This window comes from Halovulum marinum (assembly GCF_009697225.1).
GTDB lineage: Bacteria > Pseudomonadota > Alphaproteobacteria > Rhodobacterales > Rhodobacteraceae > Halovulum > Halovulum marinum.
The window spans coordinates 93,988-116,983 of the sequence record NZ_WIND01000012.1 but is presented as its reverse complement, the minus strand read 5'-3'; the positions used below and the strand labels follow the sequence as shown (position 1 = coordinate 116,983).

Below are 22,996 nucleotides of genomic sequence, written 5' to 3'. Positions count from 1 at the left end.
CTGATCCTCGTGCTGGTGATCCTCGCGATCCTGGCGCTGGTGAAGTACCTGCGCAAATAGGTGAGGAAGAATGGAGGCGCCGGAAAAACCCGTCATCGTCGTCACCGGTTCCAGCGGCTATCTTGGCGCAGCGGTCGTCCGACGCCTGCACGAGCGTTACCGCGTCGTCGGGCTTGACCGGCATTCGCCGCCGCATCCGCCACACATGGCGGAATGCGTCTGTTTCGATATCACCGATCAGGACAGCGTGGACAAGGCGCTGGCGCGGGTGCGGCTTGCCTACGGCGACCGCATCGCCGCGTGCATCCACCTCGCGGCCTATTTCGACCTGACCGGCGAGGACAGTCCCGCCTACGACGCGGTGACGGTGGAGGGGACGAAGCGGCTGCTGAACGGGCTGCAGGCGTTCCAGCTCGAGCAGTTCGTCTTCGCCTCCACCATGCTCGTGCATGCGCCGACGTCGCCCGGACAGCCGATCGGCGAAGACGCGCCGGTCGATGCGAAGCTGCCGTATCGTGCCTCCAAGGTGCGCACCGAGGCGATGTTGAGACAGGAGAAGGGCGCGGAAAAGCTCGTCCTGATGCGCCCTGCCGGCATCTATGACGATCAGGGCAATTCGACCTTCCTGACCCACCAGATCGCGCGCATTCACGAGAAGCGGTTCAGCGGCAAGATCTACCCGGGCGATCTGTCGCGCGGACAGGCGTTCCTGCATCTTGAAGACCTGCTGGATGCGATCGAAGCCATCGTGGACCGTCGCGCGGATCTTCCGGATGTGTTTCCCGTGCTGTTGGGCGAGGCCGACCCCGTTCCCTTCGGCGAGTTGCAGCGCCTGATCGGGCGGGAGTTGCATGGAGAGGACTGGATCACCTGGAACATCCCGCCGAAGCTTGCCCGGATCGGCGCCTGGACCGAGAACCGGATCTTCGGTGAGGACGCCTTCATCCGTGCCTGGATGGTGGACATATCCTCGGACCATTACGAGCTGGACCTTTCGACCGCCCGCAAGCACCTGGACTGGCAGCCGCGGCACAGTCTGCGGCAGGACATGCCGCGCATCCTGCAGAACCTGAAGGATGATCCCTATCGCTGGTATTCGGAGAACGGGCTGAATGCCGCGCGCGTCTCCGCAAGCAGGGTCGTGCAGGCGGACGCCGAGCAGCACGGCGAGGACGACAGCCCCGCCGAAACGGAGTCGGCCGCCCGCGAGCACGACAGCCAGATGCGGATGATGCATTTCCAGATGCTCTGGGTGCACTGGCTGGTGGCGGGGCTGGGTCTGTGGCTGGCCACCGCGCCCTCGGTATTCGGCACCTTCGACCAGACCGAGTTCAGCGCGGCCGTGCAGCGCGTGACCGAAGATCGCGGGCTTTGGGCCGCGGCGACGCGCAGCTGGCTGACCGCCTGGAACGACGTGTTCACCGGGCTGGCGATCACCGCCCTGGCGCTGGCCTCGATGCGGCCCGGCAACGGCTGGGCGCAGTGGGCCAACGCCGCGCTGGGGGTCTGGCTGCTGGCGGCGCCTCTGGTCTTCTGGACGCCGGATCCGGCGGTCTATGCGAACGACACGCTGATCGGCGCGCTGGTCATCGCGCTGACCATCCTGATCCCGATGATGCCCGGCATGTCGCGCGCGGGGATGATGGACGACGGCGACATTCCGCCCGGCTGGACCTACTGCCCCTCGACCTATGTGCAACGCCTGCCGATCATCGCGCTCGGCGTTGTCGGCTTCCTGCTGTCACGGGTGCTGTCGGCCTACCAGCTGGGCCATGTCGACGGCATCTGGGAGCCGTTCTTCGCCTCGCCTTCGGCCCTGAACGGCAGCGAATACATCGTCACCTCCGACGTCTCGAAGGCCTGGCCGGTGGCCGACGGAGGGCTGGGCGCAATGAGCTACATGTTCGAGATCCTGATGGGCGTCATGGGCAGCCGCAAGCGGTGGCGCACGATGCCGTGGATGGTCGCGCTATTCGGCATCGTCGTCGGGCCATTGGGCGTCGTAAGCATCTATTTCATCATCATCCAGCCGATCACCATCGGCACCTATTGCACGATCTGCCTGCTGGCGGCGGCGGCGATGCTGATCATGATCCCGTTCTCGCTCGACGAGATCGTGGCGATGATCCAGTTCATGATCTGGAACACGCGCCGCGGCCGCCCCTTCTGGCGCGCCTTCTTTCGGGGCGATGCGTTGCCGGGGTCGACAGGCGGCGGCGCGATGGACTTCGATGCCGCGCCCACGAAGCTGCTTCGACAAAGCGCGCGCGGTGTCACCGTCCCGTGGACCCTTGGCCTCAGCGCCGCCATCGGCGCCTTCCTGATGCTGTCACGCGCCATCTTCGGCAGCGCGATGCCGCTGGCAGGAAGCGATCATCTGGTCGGCGCGCTGGTGCTGACGACCGCCGTGATCGCATGGGCCGAGGTCGCGCGGCCGCTGCGCTTCCTCAATCTGGGCTTCGGGCTGTGGCTGGTGATCGCGCCCTGGCTGCTCGGCGGCGGCACCGTGCCGGGAAGCCTTGTTGGCGTGCTGTCCGGTCTGGCACTGATCGCGCTCAGCCTGCCCCGCGGTCGACGCAGTGCAGAGCACTACGGCAGCTGGGACCGGTACGTCATCTGAACCCCGAGCCGATCTCTGCGCCAGATCGGGATCGGGTCGCGCTGATGCTCCGCTCCGGACACGTTGCCGGCCGCTCTGCGGCAAGGAAGAGCGTCCGAGCCGCCCCTTTGCGCGCGAATACGGCCAGTCCTTCAGCCACGACGATCATTTCGAGGATGCCGACAACGTGCGCCGGGCCATCGCCGGACATTTCGGTCTGGGCAGCTTCCCGGACGAGCAGATCGGCAAGGTTCTTGAGGCTGTGGGGTCGACCGGCAACGGCAACAGGACCCGGATCGTCCAAATCAGCGACCACGGCGACAGTCTTGGTGCGCGCGGCCTGTGGGGCAGGTCGACGATGCAAGCGGGGCCCGGTCTGGCCGAAACCGGTCGCTGCTACGGGAGATTGCCTTCCCCAAGTGCGGTCTGGACAGTGAATTATGGCGACTGCGCGGTCTGCAGAGCCGCATCGATGTCTGCCTGGCGGTCCACCAGGATGTCGGTGCCGGCGTGAACGAAGCCTGTGCGCGACAGGATGTCCTGTAGCGGATGGTCCAGCCCGTAGGCGCTCAGGATCGCGTCGACGGGGACCGCACGGCCGCCATAGTTGCTGGCGACGAAACAGCCGTGCACGACGCCTGCCAGGAGCTTTGCCTGACGCTGTTCGGAGATGCCGATCAGCCCGCTGCGGAACAGATCGCGGTAGAAGACGCGGCCGCCGATCGTGCGTGCCGCCTTGTTCTTCAGCGCGGCGAGGTAGAAGGCATAGGCCTCGAGGTTGGTCTCCGGTGTCATGGGCCGGTCCCAGGGCGGCGCGGCGGCGCCGATCCAGAAGGCGATGTTGGGCGGCAGCGGCAGAAGCCCCCGTGCGCCGTTCGGATGAGACGCGTCCGGATCGATCCTGCCGTCCGAAAGCCCCGCTTCGCAGAACAACAGGACAGCGAGATCGAGCAGGGTGAGGCGCAGGACGTCCGTGCCCGGCGCCGCGCCCGCCCCCGCAGAAGCCAGCGCCGCGAGGTCTTCGAGTTGCCGCCGGTTGGCGCGCAGGAACCCCGCCCTGTCCAGCCCGTGCCAGCTCAGCCCGGCCGACCAGCGCGCGGGGCCGGCGGAAGGCTGCGGCCCCGTGTCCGGGGCGGCGCCGGGCTGGGCGAGCGACAGCCGCAGCACCGCGGGGCGGTTGTTCGCCAGCCACTTGAGATACTTGTCGACGGTGCGGTCGGCGGCGATCTCGAGGAAGTCGCGGGGCTCGTCGAGCGGCGTCATGTCGCCGGTGGCGTAGATCTGCTCGACGTTGCCCGCATCGGCGTGGAGATAGGACACCGCGCCGCCCCGCTGCCTGTCGACCAGGGCCGCGACCGTGTAGCCCCGGTGCGCCAGCAGACCGCTGTGCTCGCGCGCCAGCGGCGGGCGGAAGTCGCCGCCGACGATCCAGTCTCCGCGATGGCCGGCGTCGTGGGCGGCGTCGATCGCCTCGACGATGCGGCGTGACGCCTCGCGGCGGGCGGCCTCGTCGCCGCGCAGGGCGCGCAGGCTGACCGGGACCGCGTGCGCCACGGCGGTGCCGGTGGCGAAACGTTTCAGGCCGATCAGGGGCGGCGGTGCCTCGAAGATCCGCCGGCCGCCGGGGCCGGAAGCCGACCACATCGCCTCCACCTCCGGCGGCCAGCTCAGGCTGACGCAGTCCACCCCGCCCCGCCGGTAGATGATCGCCGTGCCGGGATGGTCGGCGATGATCGCGTAGTCCTCTCCGAACTGGTCGCGCACGTCCTTGATCAGGGCTTCGGCAATCTGCGGCTCGACTTCGGTCAGACACCAGACATCGAGCGCGAGATCGGTCAGCGCCACGCCCGCCCGGCGCAATTGCGCCTCCACCTTGCCGAGGTCGCGCAGCCAGGAAAGGTTCCAGAACCCGATGTCGATGTCCTGGTCGCTGCCGGTATAGGCGCTGCGGACGGACCCCGCGCCTTCGCCCTGCACGTTCCGGCCGAGGGCGCCGAATATTCCCGCCAGCGTGTCCGAGCCGTGCATCAGCCGCATCACCTGGCGCGCGCTTTCGGCATCGTCCCCCGCGCCCATCACCCGCTTTTCCAGGTCGATGGCGATGGCCGAAAGCTTGATGCCCTCGTTTCCGACCTTCACCGACGGCGCTGCGTCCGGGAACAGCCGGGCAAGCTCGCGCCCCTCGCGGCGCGCATGGTGCAGCGCCACCAGCCGGCCGTTGCGATTGAAGACGCAGGCCCCGGACGAGCCGTAGTCGGTGTCCGCGGTGTAAAGCAGCGCCTCGCTGTTGTTGCCGACGAGGTCGGTGTCGTCGAGGGAGACTTCCTTCAGCCGCCCCTGCGGGTGGTGAATGACGAAGGTCGGCTCGTTGAGCGCGATCGAGAACGACCCGCGTTCCATCCGGATCGGATCGACGTCGTGGGTGCGGTTGATCCAGACGAACGCGTAGTCGTAGCCGCCGATCGCGGGGCTGGCGACGAACAGCCGGGAAGGAGCGAGCGTCACGGTATATTTCGGCTCGTCGGACGCGCCGTCCGCGGCGTAGAGGCTTTCCCGCGTCCGCTCGTATCCGAACTCCGCGGTCGCGGTTTCGGCGACGATGACGTCGTTGATGACGTGCTGGTTGGTCAGCAGCACGTTGTCGCCGACCAAAAAACCGGTGCCGGTCCAGCCGCCAGGCGGTGTGGTGCCGTCATAGGCGCGCTGGCCGTCGGGAACGGTAATCCGCACCACCGCCCGGCGATAGTCGGACAGCATCTCGATCAGTCCCGCGTCGACCGTGTTCCACTCGCCGACCGCAGCTTCGAACGGCCTGTCCGGATCCCTGCGGCGAACCTCGGTCCAGCCCCGAAGCATCTGCGCGAGATCGCGCACCGGGATCTGCGCGCCTTCGATGTCGGAGAACAGCATGCCGCTGTCCCAGTCCCCGACGAAGGGAATGGCATTGGGCGCGAACCCCGGCGGCCGGCTCATCAGCCTGTCCAGTCCCTGGCCTGCCCCCGCGTGTCGATGTGCACGAAGGTATTGTATAGGCCGATCCCGCCCGCGAACGCCGGATCGGAACCGCGGACCGACGTGGCGATCTGGTGCCAGTGCGCGGCGGTGCCGGCGTCGCACTTCAGGTCGATGGCGTTGAACTGCTTGTGCAGGCTTGCCGAGGCGCCGCCGACGCAGGCGTTGTAGGCGTCGTTGCGATAGCACGACGTGATGCGCACGGGGGCGCCGAGACGCGCGCGGATCTCGTCGATCATGCGCGCGGTGTTGCGGATGTTGTCCCACAGCTGGCGCGGAGGCAGCGCGTTGCGGCCGGCGCAGCCGCCGGCGGCGTTTCCGTTGCCCAGGAACAGGAATTCGACCGGCTGGAAGAAGCGCAGCCGCAGCCCGCCGATGAAGCGTTCGAACGCGTCGAGATCGAAGCCGTCCGCCGGCACGCCCTGGAACGCGTGCTCGAGCGCGCCGCCGGCGATCACCAGGCCGGGACCGGGATCCTCGCCGCGGAACTCGCTGGCTTCGTCCGCATCGGTCGCGTCGTCCGTTCCGCCCGGCACCGGCGCGCCGCGGCCGTAGCGCTCGGCGAGGACGGTGCCGAGATCGCGCGCGGCGGTGTATCCGGCGGTGTATCCGGCGCCGGCTTCCAGCAGGGCGTGGCCGCCGACATGGACCGCCGGTGCGCCCACACCCGTCGCCGAGGCCGGAACCCGTTCCGCGAACCCCAGAACCGCCGTGACGGTGGTGCCCCGTTCCCGCGCAAGCAGCTCGATCGCGTCGCCCAGCTCCGCCTCTGCCATCTCGAACGCGCCGCCCATCTCGAACGCGCCGCCGAGGAATGCGCCGATGCCGTCGGCCAGCGCCCGGCCGATACGGTCGCGATAGGCGGGCGACAGCAGCCGCGTCTCCTCGTCCGCGCGGTCGAGGAAGCTCACCTCGTGCAGCACCGCCGCGGTGGACGGATCGTGGCCGGACGGCGACAGCACGCCGAAGTTCGCCGGCTTTATCCCGCTGGGGTGGAACGCCCTGTTGCGGTCGCGGTGGCCCAGTTCGGCCACCATCGCGTCCTGCACCAGCAGGCTGAGCTGCCGCGACGCCTGCGAGGCGCTGCCATGCACGAAGGTTTCGGTGCCCTGCGCGGTGTGGGTGTCCGAAGCGTTGAAATGGATCGAGACGAAGGCCGCCGCGCCGTTGGCCTTCGCGACGCCGGCGCGCGCCGCGAGCGACAGGTTCACGTCCGTCGTCCGCGTCAGCACGACCCGGTGCCCGCGCGACTCGAGCACCGACCTGGCGCGGTTCGCGACATCCAGCGTAAGCGTCTTTTCCAGCGTGCCGCGGGGCCCGATCGCGTTGTTCCAGCTCGATCCGCCGACGCTTGACGGCGGCGTCGGGCCGCCGTGTCCGGGGTCGAGGACGATGGTGCCGCCGGCGCCTTCGAGCGCCGGGCCGCCGGTCGCGGGGACGCGATCGACGCGCGGCAGCTCGATGCCCGGAAACACCCGGCCGCTGGCGCGCAGCCGTGCCTCGCTGGCCGCAAGCGCGTCGCGAAAGATGTCGGCGACACGGCCGTAGCCCGTGTCCTTCGGGTGCAGCTCGTCGAACCAGCTGTTGGCGTTGTTGCCGACGACGCCGCGCATGTCGAGGAACTCGAAATTCGGAAGATCCGCCGGCAGCGCCTTCAGGGCGCGGGAGAAGGCGTCGAGGATCAGGCCGACGACCTCGCGCCCGATATCGAGCGGAATGCCCCGGTCCGCGAGCGGGCGGCCGATCCATTTTCCGGCCGCCTGCGGAAACGGCAGATCATAGCCGTGGCCGAAGACCCGCACCCCCGGATGGTGCGCGTTCACGTTCGCGAGAAGCGCGCGGTACTGGCCGGCAATCACCTCGACCTGGCGCCGAAGCGCGGTCTGGTCGAGCAGATCTGCAGGCTCGGCGCCGTCGCGATACTGACGGAGCACCGCGGCCAGCCGGCCGCTGCCCAGCAGGTCGTTGCCGCCGCCGGAGAGCAGCAGGACGTGCGCGCCGGTGTCGCGCAGCGCGGCGAGGTATTCGTTGTGGCGGACCATGTCCTGCAGCAGATCCCCGGCGCCGCTGAGCGAATAGATCGCCTTGTCGTTGTCCATCGCCAGGTGGTCGATGGTATCTTCCAGCAGCAACGGGTACTGGAACCAGCTGTCGCCCTCGTCGACGATGCGCAGGCCGTCGAAGGGGCCGACCAGCTTCAGCGCATAGTCCACCCGCCGCCGGGCCCGGGCGATGCGGTTGGCCCAGCGCATCGCCGCGGCGCTTTCGAACTGCCCGCCGCCGAGCGCGGCTTCGTATTCGGGTTTCAGTTCGATCGCGGCATCGAACGCCTGGGGCGGAGCGTCGGCCTTGCGGTAGTGCTCGTCGAGGAGCGCATCGAGCGCCGCCTTGTCCCGGTCGGCAACCGCCGCGTCGATGCGGGCCTGCAATTCCGATGCATAGCTCATCTCGCTCCCCCCGCTTTTTCTTCAGGCCGCCTCCGTATCAGGGTATCAAGGTACCGCATCCGGGGATGCTCATAAGTGTTGAAAATCACCAGCGCAGTGTTCGGAGCAGGGGATGCAGTTCACGATGCGACCGGTTCTGTCCGGCTCACAGGTCAATACGCCCCACGGTTGTGTTCCGGCTGGCGGCCGACCCGGAAGTCGGCGCAGTTGTTCAGGCTGCGCGTCGGAAGTACGGCAGGTGACGCCGGACGCGATCCCGAAGCCACCCGGTTTCCACCGCCGCCGAGCGGCCCGGGCGGCGGTTTCGTGGCGCGACCGGTCCGGTCACAGCAAGGCCAGCAGGAAGCGGGCGGAAACCAGGACGAGGAACACGCCGAAGAGCCGGGTCAGGGTTTCCCGCGTCAGCGCGTGGGCCAGACGCGCGCCGAGACCGGTGGTCAGCAGCGCGGTGGGCATGGTCAGGGCCAGCGCAGCCACCGACACATAGCCGAACGCATCCGCCGGCAGACCGGCCTTGCCCCAGCCCGCCAGCACGTAGCCGAGGGTGCCGGGCACGGCGATCAGCAGGCCGACGCCGGCCGAGGTCGCGACCGCGCGGTGCATGTTCCAGCCGTGCAGGGTGAGGATCAGGTTCGAGATCGCGCCGCCGCCGATACCCATCAGCGCCGACAGCAGGCCGACGACACCGCCATAGGCCGCGCGCACCGGCCCCTTCGGCATGTCGTCGCGCAGCTTCCAGCTTCCCCTGGCGAACAGCATCTTGAAGGCGTTGGTGCCGGCGACGACGACGAACACGATCTGGAACACCTCGGCGCTGGCGTAGCGGGCGATGGCACTGCCCAGAAGCACGCCCGCCGTGACCGGCAGCGCCCAGGCGCGCAGGTGCGGCATGTCGAGCGCGCCCTTCTGGGCGTGGGTGCGGGCCGACAGGATCGAGGTGGGGATGATCATCGCCAGCGAGGTGCCGACGGCGAGCGGCATGGCGATGTCGGGTCCGGCGTCCGTCATCAGGAACGTCTCGTAGAACACCGGCACGCTGATCGCGCCGCCCCCCACCCCGAACAACCCGGCGAGCAGCCCGATCGCCGCGCCGGCGACGATCAGGCCCAGCCCCATCAGCACAAGCGTGCCCGGTTCGGCCAGAAGCGCCTCGGGGCCGCTCACGCAGAGCGGCCCGCGAGGACGAAGCGCGTCAGGCTCGCCCCGTCCATGCCGCCGAGGCCCGCGCCGATGGCCTCGTCGTAGAGGCCGCGTGCCGCGGTCGAGAGCGGCATCGCCGCGCCGCCCCGGCCGGCCCAGTCGAGCGCGAGGCCAAGGTCCTTGCGCAGGCCGTTCAGATCGAAGGTGCCGGCTTGATCCGCCCCGTCCAGCGTGTCCTTGACCACCTGCAACCGGTTCTTCAGCACCGCCGGCCCGGCGGAGCTGTCGGACATCACCTCCGCCGCCGTGGACGCCGCCACGCCGCTGCCGCGCAGCAGGCCCAGCGCCTCGGCCATGCCGGCCCAGTACAGGGCCAGGGGCAGGTTGACCGCCAGCTTCATCGCCGAGCCGGCGCCGACCGGGCCGAGGTGCTCGACGCGCTTGCACAGCGCCTGCAGCACCGGCGCGCCGCGCACCCAGGCGGCCTCCGATCCGCCGGCCATGCCGAGCAGCGCGCCCTTGAGCGCGGGGCCGACCGTGCCGCCGACGGGGCATTCGAGAAAGAGCGCCCCCGCCCCCTCGACCCTGGCGGCGACGTCCCGCTGCTGATCCGGAAGCAGGGTGCTCATCTCGATCCAGAGCTTGCCGTCCAGGCCTTCGGAGAATGCGGCGTCGCCGCCGTCCAGGACCGCCGCGATGGCGGCGTGGTCGGTGAGCGACGAGATCAGGATGTCCGACGCCGCCAGCAGATCCGCCAGGCTGCCGGCGCGGGCGGCGCCGGCTTCCACCGCCTTCGACGTGCCGTCCGGGCTGCGGTTCCAGACGGTGACGGCGTGGCCTTGCCCCGCCAGCCGCGTGGCGATGGCGGTGCCCATGCGGCCCGTGCCGATGATGCCGATCCGTTGCGTGCTCATGTTCTGTCCCCCTTGCGGTTCAGGAAAGTCCGAAAATCTCGCAGGTCGTCTCGCCGCGGCGCAGACGGTCCATGACCTGTTCCTCATTGGAAAGGCGCGTGCGGCCTTCGGCGATGATGCCCGGCATCGCGCCGGGGTCCACGGCAATGACCGCGTCGCCGTCGCCGACGATCACCTCTCCGGGCCGGATGTCGACGCCGCCGACGGTGCAGCCGGCGCCGACCGCGCCCCGGTCGCGTTTGGCCGTGCCGGCAATGGCGATGCCGCGGCAGAACGTGGCGAAGCCCATGCGCACGATGGCCGTGCTGTCGCGCACCGCGCCGTCGATGACCAGTCCGCGGATGCCGGCAATGTCCGCGGCCAGCGCCATGATCTCTCCGAAAGGCCCGGTGGAGACGTCGCCGCCGTAGTCGACGACGAGCAGGTCGCCCGGCTGTGCCTGGGCCAGCGCCAGATGGAGGGCGAGGTTGTCGCCCGGGCGGCAGCGGACGGTCAGCGCCACGCCTGCCACGGCGGGCGCATGCGGCGCCAGGGGGCGCAGACCGCCATCGAGAATGCGCACGGCGCCGCCCGCCACCTCGCCGATGGTGGCGGTGCCGAGCGCGGCCAGCGCCGCGAGGTCGTCGAGCGCGGGCCGCGGGGTCACGCGATCCTGGCCCCGATGGTGACCTTGAGCGGCGCCAGCGTCTCGCAGGCGACCTCGATCGTGTCGCCGGTGGTGACCGCGCCGACCCCCGCGGGCGTGCCGGTCATGATCAGGTCGCCCGCCTTCAGCTCGTGCTGCTCGGAAATCTTGGCGATGATCTCTCTGGTGTTCCAGATCATCAGGTTCACGTTGGCGTCCTGCTTCGTCTCGCCGTTGATCTTCGTGCTCAGCATATGCGCGTCGATGTGGCCGACATCCTCAACCCGGCTGATCGGCCCGAGGGGGCAGGATCTGTCGAAGCCCTTCGTCACCTCCCAGGGCAGGCCCTTTTCGATCGCCGCCGCCTGGTGGTCGCGCCGGGTCATGTCGAGGCCGCAGCAGTAGCCGAAGATGTGGTCGTAGGCCTGGTCCTCGGGGATGTTGTAGCCGCCGGACTTGAGCGCGACGACAAGCTCGCCCTCGTAATGGAAGTTCTCGGTGAACACGGGGTAGGGGATCTCGCCCCCGCCGGCGACGACGGCGTCGGTCGGCTTCATGAAGATGACCGGCGGGTCGCGCTCGTCCGCGTTCATCTCGTGGATGTGGGCGACGTAGTTCTTGCCGATGCAATAGATCCGGCGGACCGGAAACTTCTGATCGGAGCCGCGGATTTCCAGGGCTGGCGTTTCGGGCGCCTCTACGGCGAAATCGGTCATCACTGTCTCCCCTGCTGATGTCTCGCTGCCGCAGGATAATATATATTTCGGGCATCGGCCATCGCACAGAAAATCCTTGTATTGCAGTGATTTGGCGTCGTGCACCGCAAGGGATTGCCGGATGCGAAATATATAAACTCCCCAAGTTCGCCCGAATCGAATATCATTTGCGGACCGAGTGGCGCCGACAGAGCGCCGTCAAACCCAACGGGAGGATGCAAGTAATGCGCGTCAGCAATCGAATCGTCAGGAGAGTGACCACCGGCCTTGCCGCCGCCGCCATCTCGGCCGCCGGGCTGTTCGGGTCGGCCGCGGCACAGACGGACATCACCGTCGCCGTGCCGAACCCGTCGGCCATCACCTGGGCCCCGATGTGGGCCGCGATCGGCGAAGGCTACTTCGAGGAAGAGGGGCTCAACATCGACGTGCAGGCGGTGGACGGATCGTCCCAGGTGCTGCAGGCGATGTCCGCCGGGCAGGCCCAGATCGGCGCCCCCGGACCCGGTCCGGTCCTTGGCGCGCGGGCGCGCGGGATCGACGTCGTCTTCATCTACAACCTTTATCCCAAAAGCGTCTTCGGCCTGCTGGTCAAGTCGGACAGCGGCTACGCGACCCCGACCGACCTGAAGGGCAAGGTCATCGGCGTCGGCACCGCCGACGGGGCCGAGGTCTCGTTCGCGCGGGCGATCCTGAACGATGCGGGGATGGAAGAAGGCACCGACTTCACCTTCCTGCCGGTGGGCGACGGGGGCACCGCCGCCGTGGCCTTCCTGCGCGGCGACGTGGACGCCTACGCCGGCGCGGTCAGCGATGCGGCGATCCTGGCGAACCGGGGTCTGGAGCTGACCGAGATCACCCCCGAGGAATACCTGGCCTACTTCGGGAACGGCTACGCTGTGCTGGCCGACTACATGGCCGAGAACCCCGAGGTGGTGGAGGGCTTCGGCCGCGCGCTGGTCAAGGGCATGCGCTTCATCTCCGACCCGGCGAACGAGGAGACCGCGCTCGACCACATGGCGGCCGGCAACCCGCAGGAAGGCGAGGACCGCGCGTTCGCGTCCGCGCTGCTGGCCGCCGCCAGCGAGCGGATGACCCCGACCGACGCCTACATCGACAAGGGGTTCGGCTATCAGCCGCCGGAGCACTGGGAGACCTGGCAGAAGAGCCTTCTGTCCTCGGGCGATCTCGAGGCGCCGTTCGACGACCTGGCCGCCGGCTACACCAACGAGATGATCGAAGGCTGGAACGCCGAGTGAGTCAGGTGGTGCAATTGCCCGCAGACCAGAGTGAACCGGCCGAGGCTCGGCCGGTTTACCAGATCGAACGGCTGTCGAAGACCTATGGCCGGAACGGCTTTACCGCGCTGAAAGACGTGGACCTGACCCTGAACAAGGGCGAATTCGGGGCGGTCATCGGCTCTTCGGGGTGCGGCAAGTCGACCATGCTGAAGATCATGGCCGGCCTGCTGCCGCCCAGTTCGGGCCGCGTGATGCTCGAGGGCAAGCCGGTGCTGGGGCCGCGCCGGGACATCGGCATGATGTTCCAGCAGGCCACGCTGCTGCCGTGGAAGACCACGCTGGGCAATGTCCTGTTGCCCATCGAGATGCGCGACGGCAAGGCGGCGGCCCGGGCGGCCGAGGGCCGGGCGCGCGACCTGCTCGAACTGGTCGGCATCGGCCGGGCCGAGAGCATCTATCCGGGCGAGCTGTCGGGGGGCATGGCCCAGCGCGCCGCGATCTGCCGGATGCTGATCTCGGATCCGGCGGTGCTGCTGCTCGACGAGCCGTTCTCGGCGCTCGACGAGCTGACCCGCGACTTCATGAACATGGAGTTGCAGCGGATCTGCCTCGAACGGCGCGCGACGACCTTTCTTGTCACCCATTCGATCCCCGAGGCGGTGATTCTGGCCGACCGGATCTACATCATGGACGCGAACCCCGGGCGGGTCGCCGAGATCGTCGACATCGACCTGCCGCGCCCGCGCAATCTGGACATGATCAACACCACCAAGTTCGGCGACATCGTCCATCACATCCGCGAGAAACTGGGCAAGGAGGCCTTCGGCACATGACCGACCAGGGATACACGGCCGCCAAGTCCGATCTTGCCCAGTACGAGGGCGATACCGTCTGGACCGAACACGAGCCCTTCATCGACCGCATCCCGCGCTGGGTGGCGATGACAGGGCTGTTCGTGATGATCGTCGGCATCTGGTATGTGGTCACCGCGGTCGAGATCGTCTCCAACATCATCCTGCCGACGCCGATGGAAACCTGGGAGGACATCGTCTTCGTCGGCCGGAACATGGCCTCGGGCGGCTACATGCTCGAGGCGTTCATCACCACGACCAAGACGGTGCTGGTGGCGTTCGGTCTGGCGATGGCCATCGGCTTTTCGCTTGGCGTGCTGGTGGGCGAGACGAAGTTCGGCGAGCGCGCGGTGATGCCCTACCTCGTCGCCATCGACACCATGCCCAAGGTGGCATTCGCGCCGCTGTTCATCGCCTGGCTGGGGTTCGGGATCGCCTCGAAGGTGGCGCTGGCGACCTTCATCGCAACCTTTCCCATCGTCGTCTCGACCGCGGCGGGGCTTTATGCCGCCTCCGAGAACGAGCGGATGCTGTTCAAGTCCATCGGCGCCAGCCGGATGCAGACGCTGGTGCGTCTCAAGCTTCCCACCGGGCTGCCGTACTTCTTCACCGGCCTCAAGATCGCATCGGTCGGGGTCATGGCCGGTGCCATCACCGGCGAGTTCCTGGGCGGCGGGCAGGGCGTCGGCGCCCTGATCCGGGTCTCGGCCTCGCAGCTCGACACGCCGCGGGTGTTTTCGCTGATCATCTATCTCAGTTTCCTGGGACTGGCCTTGTTCCTCACCGTGGTCTGGGTGCAGAAGACGTTCGTGTTCTGGAACAAGTCCGACGCGCCGGGTGGCATGGCGTAGATGGCAAGAGCGAAGTCCGTCCTGGAAGCAGGGCCGATCCTTTCGGACCGGGCCCACGACGCGATCAAGGAGGACATTCTGGCCGGCGCGCTGGAGCCGGGCGAGAAGCTGCAGCTCGACGCCATCTCGGACCGATACGGCATCGGCACCGCGCCGGTCCGCGAGGCGCTGAACCGGCTGTCGGCCGAAGGCTGGGTCGAGCATCGCAGCCAGCGCGGCTTTTTCGTCTCGGAACTTTCCTATCCGGGCCTCGAGGAGCTGGTGAAGACCCGCATATGGCTGGAGACGCTTGCCCTGCGGGAGTCCATCGCCCATGGCGGTCAGGAGTGGGAGGACGCGCTGATCCTGTCCTACCACCGCCTGGCGCGGACCGATCGTTTCCTGAATGCCGGGGACGGCAGGGACAGCTTCACCCTCAACCCCGACTGGGAGGTGCGGCATCACGAGTTTCACCGCGCCCTGCTGTCCGGCTGCGGCTCCAGCCTGATGGAGCAGTTCTGCGTGCAGATGATGGAGCGCTCGATCCGCTACCGGAACCTGTCGGTGAAGTTCAGCCTGGCCCGGCGCGGCGACGCGCTGGCGGAACACGAGGCGATCCTGACCGCCGCCCTCGACCGGGACGCGGACCTGGCCGTGCGCCAGCTGACGGATCACTACCGGCTTACGCTGGAAGGGTTGCGCGCGCGGCTGTTCCCGAAGACCAAGCCCTGACACGGCACCGTCCTGGTCGGGGCGCCGGTCGCGCGGGCCCGGCCACCGGATTCCGGAAGGCGTAGCCGCAACGACTGCGGGTCGCGATGCAGGATCCGCTGTCCGCGCCGAACCCCGTCTACACCGCCGCCTTCCAGCCGGCCGAGATGTGCCGCGGTCATCTCCACCGTCCAGGGCCGAGGCGACTGCGCACGCTGGAAGTGTTGCGCAAGGTCGGCATCCCGGACACCGAGAACCGGATCGGCACCGGCCCGCACGCATTCTCCGGCGGGGGGTGGACGCCGGCACCCTGGATGCTGTCGCGGCGGATGCGGTGAAAATGCCTTGTTCGTATCCGGAAACGGGATATAAATCGCTGGATGCCGAGCCGGAGCCGCGATGACCAAGAATTTCCTGCTGATCGATCCCGAAACCGACTTCGCCGTGCTGAAGAGCGCCGCGTCGGAGGTGCGCGTGAAGATCCTCAAGCTGCTGCACTCGGCCGGCGGGCTGAACGTCAACGACATCGCGCGGCGGCTGTCGCTGCCGCAGTCCTCGGTGTCGTCCAACGTGCAGATCCTGGAGCAGTCGGGGCTGATCCGCACCGAAAGCCACAAGGCGCGCAAGGGCAGCCAGAAGCTGTGCTACGCCACCTATGACGAGTTGATCGTCACCTTCGCCAAGACCGAGGAACGGGTGGCCCGGAACGTGATCGAGGTGGCGATGCCCCTGGGCCTGTTCACCAACAGTTCGGTCGCCGCGCCCTGCGGCATCTGCTCGCCGGAGGGGATCATCGGCCTGCTCGACGTGCCCGAAACGTTCATGGATCCCGAACGGATGAAGGCCGCGCTGCTGTGGTTCACCAGCGGCTTCGTCGAGTACCAGTTCCCCAACAATGCCAAGCTGAAGGGCATCGAGATCGAGAAGATCGAGTTCTCGATGGAGGTCAGTTCGGAGGTGCCGGGCACGCATTCGGACTGGCCGTCGGACATCACCATCTCGATCAACGGCACGCCGCTGGGCAACTGGACCTCGCCCGGCGATTTCGGCGACAAGCGCGGCGTCTACACGCCCGACTGGTGGAAGCTGAGCGGCTCGCAATACGGCATGCTCAAGACCTGGCAGGTCAGCGACGGCGGCAGTTTCGTCGACGGGCGCAGGATCTCGGACGTCACCCTGGACCGGCTGGACCTGGACGCGCACCGCTCGATCCGGCTGCGAATCGAGGTCGACCGCGGCGCGCGCCATCCGGGTGGTATCAACGTGTTCGGCCGCGGTTTCGGCAACTACGACCAGGACATCGTCCTGCGCCTGCACGCCAAAAGCTGAACTGTTCGCGGCGCTTGCGCCGGCAGCGGTCGTCGCTGTTGACAGAACCGTCGCATTGCGCAACTGTATCTGTAAATCTGGTTTGAACCAGAATATCGGATATTGAAGCTGGGAGGCCTTCATGAAAGCGCGCGTCGCCGTCCACCGGGATTTCCGGATCGGCTCCATCGACGACCGGCTGTACGCGGCGTTCATCGAGCACATGGGGCGCGCCATCTATGGCGGCATCTACGAGCCCGGCCACCCGCAGGCGGACGAGAACGGGTTCCGCCGCGACGTGCTGCAACTCGTCCGCGACCTGAAGATCCCCGCGATCCGCTATCCCGGCGGCAACTTCGTCTCGGCCTACAACTGGGAGGACGGGATCGGCCCCAAGGACCGGCGCCCGGTGCGGCTGGACCTGGCGTGGCGCTCGAAGGAGACCAACCAGGTCGGCATCAACGAGTTCGCGCAATGGGCCGACATGGCCGGCATCGAGATGATGCTGGCGGTCAACCTGGGCTCGCGCGGGCTGGAAGAGGCGCGCAACTTCCTGGAATACGTCAACTTTCCCGGCGGCACCGCCTGGAGCGACCTGCGCCGCAGCCACGGCGTCGAAAACCCGTATGACGTGAAAATGTGGTGCCTGGGCAACGAGATGGACGGCCCCTGGCAGATCGGCCACAAGAAGGCGGTCGAGTACGGCCGGCTGGCAAACGAAACCGCCAAGGCGTTCAAGGGCTTCGACGCCTCGATCGAGACCGTCGTCTGCGGCTCGTCCAACGACGGCATGCCGACCTATCCCGAATGGGAACGGCAGGTGCTGGAGGAGTGCTACGAGAACGTCGACTACATCTCGCTGCACAAGTACTTCGGCAACAAGAGCGGCGACACGCTGAACTTCTTCGGCAAGATCGAAGAGACCGGCCGCTACATCCAGGCCATCGGCGGAGCGATCGACTACGTCAAGGCGAAGAAGCGGGCGAAGAACGACGTCTACATCTGCTTCGACGAATGGAACGTCTGGTACCACGATCGCGACGAGGACAGCCGCCGCATCAAGGCGTGGGACTGGCCCGAGTCGCCGGCGCTGCTGGAAGAAAGCTACAATTTCGAGGATGCGCTGTTCGTCGCCGGGCTGCTGAACGAGTTCATCCGCCGTTCGGACCGGGTGCGGATCGCCTGCATCGCGCAGCTGGTCAACGTGATCGCGCCGATCCGCGCCGAGAAGGGCGGCCCCGCCTGGCGGCAGACGATCTATTACCCCTACCAGTTCGCCTCGCTGTACGGCCGGGGCATCGCGCTGAACGTCGGCGTCGACTGCCCGACATACGACTGCCGCGTGGCCGACGACGTGAAATATCTGGACGTGGCCGGCGTGCATGACGCGGACGGCGGCTTCGTGACCCTGTTCATGGTCAACCGCCACCCGGACGAGGCGGCGGATCTGGACGTGTCGCTGACCGGGTTCGCCGGCGCGCGCCTGGTCGAGCACCTGAGCATGGAGGGGCATGACCTGCGCGCCACAAATGGCCCCGACGCGCAGGACCGCGTCGCCCCAGGCAGGGGCGCCGGGCTGGGCGTCGAGGACGGCCGGCTGCGTGGCGGCATCGCGCCGCTGTCCTACCACGTCGTGCGGCTGGACGTGAGCTGAGGCGGTCATGGGCGTGAGCTTGCGCAACGTCTCGAAGGAGTTCGGCGCCGCCAGGGTGATCGAGGACGTGTCGATGGACATCCCCACCGGCGGCTTCGCGGTGTTCGTGGGACCGTCGGGCTGCGGCAAGTCCACGCTGCTGCGGATGATCGCCGGGCTGGAGGAGACCAGCGGCGGCACCATCGCGATCGAGGACACCGACGTCACCCATGTCGAGCCGGCCGAACGCGGCGTCGCCATGGTGTTCCAGTCCTACGCGCTCTATCCGCACCTGAGCGTGTTCGACAACATGGCCTTCAGCCTGCGGCTGGCGAAGACGCCGCGGGCGAAGATGCGCGAGATGGTGCGCGAGGCGGCCCGGATCCTGAAGCTGGACGATCACCTGGACAAGAAGCCTAGCCAGCTGTCGGGCGGCCAGCGCCAGCGCGTCGCCATCGGCCGCGCCATCGTGCGCCAGCCCAAGGTGTTCCTGTTCGACGAGCCGCTGTCGAACCTCGACGCCGAGCTGCGGGTGCAGATGCGGCTGGAGCTGACCCGCCTGCACCGCCAGATCGGCGCGACGATGATCTACGTCACCCACGACCAGGTCGAGGCGATGACCCTGGCCGACAAGATCTTCGTGCTGAAGGGCGGCATCGTGCAGCAGGCCGGCGCGCCGCTGGACCTGTACGACGATCCGGACAACCGCTTCGTCGCCGGCTTCATCGGCTCGCCGGCGATGAACTTCATCGCCGCGGACGTCATCGGCCGCGATGCGGGCGACGTGGTGCTGCGCACGCGCGGCGCCGAGGCGCACGAGTTCCGCGCCGCCGTCGCCGACCCCGGTCTGGCGACCGGCGCCGAGGTCGAGATCGGCATTCGTCCCGAGCATCTGCGGCTGGACGCCGCCGGGATGCCGGTGCGGGTCGAGGTCGCCGAGGAGCTGGGCGACGTGTCGTACCTGTACACGCGAATGGCGGACGGCACCGAGATCATCGTCGAGCGCCACGGCTCGCGCGACCGGCTCGACGGCGAGACGGTCAGCATCGCGACCGACCCGAGGCATGTCCTGGTCTTCGATCGGCAGGGCCAGCGGCTGCGATAGGCGCGCGCGAAGGCGGCGTCACGACCAACCGATCAGCCCGCAGGGGCGATCCAAAAGGGAGGAATGAAGACATGAAGGCACTAGGCAGACTGTTGGCGGTGTCCGCCATCTCGGCGGTGGCGGCCCCGGCGCTGGCCCAGACCGAGGTGATCTGGTGGGATTTCCTGTCGGGCGGCGACGGCGTGCGGATGAAGGCGCTGATCGAGGACTTCAACGCGCAGCACCCGGACATCCAGATCTCGGGTACCACGCTGGAGTGGGGGGTGCCGTTCTACACCAAGGTGCGCACCTCGGCCGCCGTCGGCGAGGGGCCGGACGTGATGACCTATCATCTGTCGCGCGTGCCGCTCGGCCTGGAGGAGGGCGTGCTGAGCCCGATCACCGACGAGGACCTGCAGAACGCCGAACTGACCACCGACGACTTCTTCGCCAGCAGCATCGAGGCGGCGACCAGCGACGGCGAGCTGTACGCGGTGCCGTTCGATATCCACGCGCTGATCCTGTACTACAACAAGGCGCTGCTTGAGGGCTCGGCCTGGCTGGACGCCGACGGCAACCTGACCGGCATCGACAGCCTGGAGGATTTCGAGGCGGCGCTGGCCTGGCTGAAGGACAACGGCGTCGAGACCCCGCTGACCTTCCAGACCGGCGGTGCCGGCGGCGTCTGGCGCGTGTTCTACACGCTGCTGTCGCAGCAGGGCGGCGAGTTCATCGTCGACGGCGAGGTGCTGCCGGGCGACAATGCCGAGAAGGCCGCCAATGCGATCGACACCATGGCGCGCTGGCAGCAGAACGGCTGGATCCCCGAGCAGGCGGAGTACGAGGCCTCGGTCGCGCTCTACGGCTCGGGCGAGGCGGCGTTCCAGCTGAACGGCGTGTGGGAGGTGCCGACCTTCAACGACATGGAGGAGAAGGGCACGCTGGGCTTCGGCTGGGGCGCGGTCGAGATCCCGCCGCTGATGGGCCAGGCCGCGTCCTGGGCCGACTCCCATGCCTTCGCGATCCCGAACGAGGGCGACGACACCGTGTCGGGCGAGAAGCGCGCGGCGGTGATGACGGTGATCGGCTGGATGGAGCAGAACGCGCTGCGCTGGGCCGACGCCGGCCACATCCCGGCCTACAAACCGGTGGCGGACAGCGCCGAGTACGCCGCGATGGAGCCGAACGCGACCTATGCGTCGCTGGCCGACAACACCGCGTTCGATCCGCCGTCGACGATCACCGGCGTCGCCTCGCCGACTTATGACACGGCGCTGAACATCATCTCTCCGGCGATCCACGGCTATTTCTCGGGCGCCGAGGCGGTGGAGCAGATCAAGGCCGAACTGCAGGCGATGATGCAGTAGACCGGCCGTCCCGGCCCCCGCCCGGGGGGCCGGGACCCGCCTGCCCAGAAACGGAGCCCGCAGCCATGGCGATGCTGGAAAACCGGCGCAAGAAGAACCTGGTGGCGCTGTCGATGGTGGCGCCCTTCGTCATCGTGTTCGCGGTCTTCTTCCTCTATCCGACGCTGAAGATGTTCGAGCTGAGCTTCACCAACGCGCCGCTGATCGGCGACGGCGAATGGGTCGGGCTGGACAATTACAGGCGGCTGCTGGGCGACCGGATCTTCAAGACCTCGCTGTGGAACAACGCCTATTTCGTGCTGCTGACGGTGGTCCCGACGACGGTGATCGCGCTGGGCATCGCGCTGATGATCAACCGGCTGTCGGGGCGGCTGCAGGCGCTGGTGATGGTGCTGTTCTTCCTGCCCTATGTGCTGCCGGTGTCGGTGGTCACGCAGATCTGGGCCTGGATGCTGGACTTCCAGTTCGGTGTGCTGCAGCCGGTGATCGCCGTGTTCGTCGGCAAGCCGGTGGCGGTGTTCAAGAACCCGGACTGGGTGATGCCGATGATCGCTGCGGTGACGATCTGGTGGACCAACGGCTTCAACGTGCTGCTGTTCATCGCCGGGCTGCGCAACATCCCGTCCGAGCTGTACGAGGCCGCGGCGCTTGACGGCGCCACGAAGCGCCAGCAGTTCCGGCGCGTCACCTGGCCGCTGCTGTGGCCGGTCACGGCGCTGGTGCTGACGCTGCAGCTGATCCTGCAGCTCAAGATCTTCGACCAGGTCTACCTGCTCAGCGGCGGCGGGCCGTTCAACAGCTCGTTCGTGCTGCTGATGCAGGTCTACCGCGAGGCGTTCCAGCTGAACCACGGCGGGTATTCCTCGGCGGTGGCGACGGTGCTGTTCGTGCTGATCGCGGTGGTGTCGGTGCTGCAGTTCCAGCTGCTCCGGATCGGGGGCCGCCGCTGATGAAGACCCGCAGGATCGAGAACGGCATCGTCACCGCCTTCACGCTGCTGGCGGCGGCGTGCTGGGTGTTCCCGCTGTACTGGGCGTTCGTCACCTCGATCCGCACCGACGAGAACGTGGTCGCCAAGCCGGGGCTGCTGCCGGACCAGTTCAACCTGTCGTCCTATGCCGATGCGATCTTCAACACCAAGCTGATGATCTGGTACCTGAACTCGGTCGGCACCGCGGTGATCGTGACCGCGGTGGTGATCGTGATCTCGATGATGTGCGCCTACGCGTTGTCGCAGATCCGCTTTCCGGGCCGGCGGCTGCTGTACCTGGTGGTGCTGGCCAGCTTCATGATCCCTGCGCAGGCGCTGGTGGTGACGCAATTCATCCTGATGAACGACATCGGCGCGATCAACAGCTGGGCCGGGATCATCCTGCCGCAGCTGATCGTCCCGGTGGTGATCATCGTCTACAAGCAGTTCTTCGACGCGGTGCCGAAGGAGATGCGCGAGGCCGCGGTGCTGGACGGCGGCGGCGAGTACACGATCCTGTTCAAAGTCTACCTGCCGCTGAACTGGGGCATCACCACGGCGCTGGCCATCGTCACCTTCATCGGCGTGTGGAACGCGTTCTTCTGGCCGTTCCTGGTGGTGACCTCGGAGGACATGATGACGATCCCGGTGGGGATCACCCAGGTCAACGATGCCTTCGGCGTGGCCTATGCGCGGATCATGTCGGTCGCCATGCTGGCGGCGCTGCCGGTGGTGCTGGCGTACCTGATCTTCCAGCGGCGGGTGACCGAGGCGGTGATGATCTCGTCCGGCGTCAAGGGCTGAGCGGCGCGGCGCGGGCCGCGGGCGATCAGAACCCCGAGGGCGGATCCGCCGCGGGCGCGCGCCGCCCGAACTGGTGCGCGTTCTTCTGGCGGCCGGCCCGGAAGGCGTCGTCGAGCGGCAGCGCCACCGTGCCGGGATGATCCGCAAGCCAGCGGGCGACCTCGTCCTCGAACAGGAAGAAGACGTGGTGGCAGAATGTGGTGACGACGTCCTCCTGCCACGCCGCCGCCGCAGGAAGCCGGAAGCTGACGTGCAGCGGTGGCTGGCCCGGATCGAGCGGCCGCGCCCCGAGCGGCGACACCTGCAGGCCCACCGGCCTGCCGTCGAGCGGTGTGCTCGAGTCTACCTGCGCAGTTGTCCCGAGCAGGTCCGGAATGAACAGCGCGTCCCAGGCGCACCAGGTGTAGCGCGCGCACCCGCCGGACAGCGTCAGCCGGTGCGGCATCGCGTGCCCGGTCAGTCCCCAGAAGCCGATCACCGCGCCGTCGCCGTCGCGGAAGACCCCCGGCCAGAGTTCGATCTCTTCGCCCACCGTGCCGGTCGCGACCCCCGCGGCCGCCGCGATCTCGTCCGGTGTCGCCCGATCCTGCCGTGCGAGCAGGCGGTACGTCGCCAGGGCGATCCGCCTTGCCGTCCGGTCCAGCGGGGGAAACAGGTGCGCAAGCTGTGCAACAAGCGGGTCGGGCTCGAGCTCCGGCGCGCGCCGGGCGTCTGCTGCTTCCGTCATCGGGGCCTCCGTTCGGTTGG

At 68.1% G+C, this 22,996-nt stretch carries 20 protein-coding genes; 12 read left to right on the top strand and 8 right to left on the bottom strand.

Going from position 1 to position 22,996, the window contains the following annotated elements; translation table 11 throughout:
- The first annotated feature begins 70 nt into the window (after positions 1-70).
- Positions 71-2,620 (top strand): NAD-dependent epimerase/dehydratase family protein, encoded by a 2,550-nt coding sequence (locus GE300_RS14540; protein ID WP_154447310.1) that lies wholly within the window; start codon positions 71-73, stop codon positions 2,618-2,620.
- Here the strand turns inward: GE300_RS14540 and GE300_RS14535 are convergent.
- The 7 genes from GE300_RS14535 to GE300_RS14505 form a co-directional block, all read right to left on the bottom strand.
- Complete coding sequence (locus tag GE300_RS14535; protein ID WP_154447308.1) at positions 2,613-2,915, bottom strand: hypothetical protein; 303 nt, start codon at positions 2,913-2,915, stop codon at positions 2,613-2,615. The two genes, GE300_RS14540 and GE300_RS14535, sit on opposite strands and share 8 nt — an antisense overlap.
- A 122-nt stretch (positions 2,916-3,037) precedes the next feature.
- Positions 3,038-5,572 (bottom strand): trypsin-like peptidase domain-containing protein, encoded by a 2,535-nt coding sequence (locus GE300_RS14530; RefSeq protein ID WP_154447306.1) that lies wholly within the window; start codon positions 5,570-5,572, stop codon positions 3,038-3,040.
- Positions 5,572-8,058, bottom strand: coding sequence for an N-acetylmuramoyl-L-alanine amidase (locus GE300_RS14525; protein ID WP_154447304.1), 2,487 nt, complete (start codon positions 8,056-8,058; stop codon positions 5,572-5,574). The genes GE300_RS14530 and GE300_RS14525 overlap by 1 nt, the downstream gene beginning before the upstream one ends.
- A gap of 324 nt (positions 8,059-8,382) precedes the next feature.
- Positions 8,383-9,222: a sulfite exporter TauE/SafE family protein gene (locus GE300_RS14520; RefSeq protein ID WP_325063251.1), complete on the bottom strand. Its 840-nt coding sequence runs from the start codon at positions 9,220-9,222 to the stop codon at positions 8,383-8,385.
- Positions 9,219-10,112 (bottom strand): NAD(P)-dependent oxidoreductase, encoded by an 894-nt coding sequence (locus tag GE300_RS14515; RefSeq protein ID WP_233417040.1) that lies wholly within the window; start codon positions 10,110-10,112, stop codon positions 9,219-9,221. The genes GE300_RS14520 and GE300_RS14515 overlap by 4 nt, the downstream gene beginning before the upstream one ends.
- Before the next feature lie 19 nt (positions 10,113-10,131).
- Positions 10,132-10,758, bottom strand: coding sequence for an RraA family protein (locus GE300_RS14510; protein ID WP_325063250.1), 627 nt, complete (start codon positions 10,756-10,758; stop codon positions 10,132-10,134).
- Positions 10,755-11,453 carry a fumarylacetoacetate hydrolase family protein gene (locus GE300_RS14505; protein ID WP_154447298.1) on the bottom strand — a complete coding sequence of 233 codons (699 nt, stop codon included), beginning with the start codon at positions 11,451-11,453 and terminating at the stop codon, positions 10,755-10,757. Before GE300_RS14505 ends, GE300_RS14510 begins: the two co-directional genes overlap by 4 nt.
- A 224-nt stretch (positions 11,454-11,677) precedes the next feature.
- On the opposite strand from GE300_RS14505, the gene GE300_RS14500 reads away from it, so the two are divergent.
- From GE300_RS14500 to GE300_RS14450, 11 genes are all read left to right on the top strand, one after another.
- Positions 11,678-12,709, top strand: a complete 1,032-nt coding sequence (locus GE300_RS14500) for an ABC transporter substrate-binding protein (RefSeq protein WP_154447296.1) — start codon at positions 11,678-11,680, stop codon at positions 12,707-12,709.
- A gap of 8 nt (positions 12,710-12,717) precedes the next feature.
- On the top strand, positions 12,718-13,524 hold the full coding sequence (locus tag GE300_RS14495; protein WP_325063249.1) for an ABC transporter ATP-binding protein: 807 nt from the start codon (positions 12,718-12,720) through the stop codon (positions 13,522-13,524).
- Positions 13,521-14,393: an ABC transporter permease gene (locus tag GE300_RS14490; RefSeq protein ID WP_154447294.1), complete on the top strand. Its 873-nt coding sequence runs from the start codon at positions 13,521-13,523 to the stop codon at positions 14,391-14,393. The genes GE300_RS14495 and GE300_RS14490 overlap by 4 nt, the downstream gene beginning before the upstream one ends.
- Positions 14,394-15,104 carry a GntR family transcriptional regulator gene (locus tag GE300_RS14485; protein WP_154447292.1) on the top strand — a complete coding sequence of 237 codons (711 nt, stop codon included), beginning with the start codon at positions 14,394-14,396 and terminating at the stop codon, positions 15,102-15,104.
- 86 nt (positions 15,105-15,190) lie between these two features.
- Entirely contained in the window at positions 15,191-15,421 is a 231-nt protein-coding gene (locus tag GE300_RS14480) for a hypothetical protein (protein ID WP_154447290.1), read from the top strand.
- A 61-nt stretch (positions 15,422-15,482) separates the two neighbouring features.
- On the top strand, positions 15,483-16,412 hold the full coding sequence (locus GE300_RS14475; RefSeq protein WP_154447288.1) for an ArsR/SmtB family transcription factor: 930 nt from the start codon (positions 15,483-15,485) through the stop codon (positions 16,410-16,412).
- A gap of 121 nt (positions 16,413-16,533) precedes the next feature.
- On the top strand, positions 16,534-18,045 hold the full coding sequence (gene arfA, locus GE300_RS14470) for an arabinosylfuranosidase ArfA (RefSeq protein ID WP_154447286.1): 1,512 nt from the start codon (positions 16,534-16,536) through the stop codon (positions 18,043-18,045).
- Between the two features lie 7 nt (positions 18,046-18,052).
- A complete protein-coding gene (locus tag GE300_RS14465) occupies positions 18,053-19,129 on the top strand; it encodes an ABC transporter ATP-binding protein (protein WP_154447284.1) in 1,077 nt (358 codons plus the stop codon).
- Positions 19,130-19,200: 71 nt separating this feature from the next.
- Positions 19,201-20,475 carry an extracellular solute-binding protein gene (locus tag GE300_RS14460; RefSeq protein ID WP_154447282.1) on the top strand — a complete coding sequence of 425 codons (1,275 nt, stop codon included), beginning with the start codon at positions 19,201-19,203 and terminating at the stop codon, positions 20,473-20,475.
- A gap of 65 nt (positions 20,476-20,540) precedes the next feature.
- Positions 20,541-21,425, top strand: coding sequence for a carbohydrate ABC transporter permease (locus tag GE300_RS14455; protein ID WP_233417039.1), 885 nt, complete (start codon positions 20,541-20,543; stop codon positions 21,423-21,425).
- Positions 21,425-22,249, top strand: coding sequence for a carbohydrate ABC transporter permease (locus tag GE300_RS14450; protein ID WP_233417038.1), 825 nt, complete (start codon positions 21,425-21,427; stop codon positions 22,247-22,249). Before GE300_RS14455 ends, GE300_RS14450 begins: the two co-directional genes overlap by 1 nt.
- A gap of 25 nt (positions 22,250-22,274) precedes the next feature.
- On the opposite strand, the gene merB is transcribed toward GE300_RS14450, so the two are convergent.
- Positions 22,275-22,976 carry an organomercurial lyase gene (gene merB / locus GE300_RS14445; RefSeq protein WP_154447280.1) on the bottom strand — a complete coding sequence of 234 codons (702 nt, stop codon included), beginning with the start codon at positions 22,974-22,976 and terminating at the stop codon, positions 22,275-22,277.
- Between the last annotated feature and the right edge of the window lie 20 nt (positions 22,977-22,996).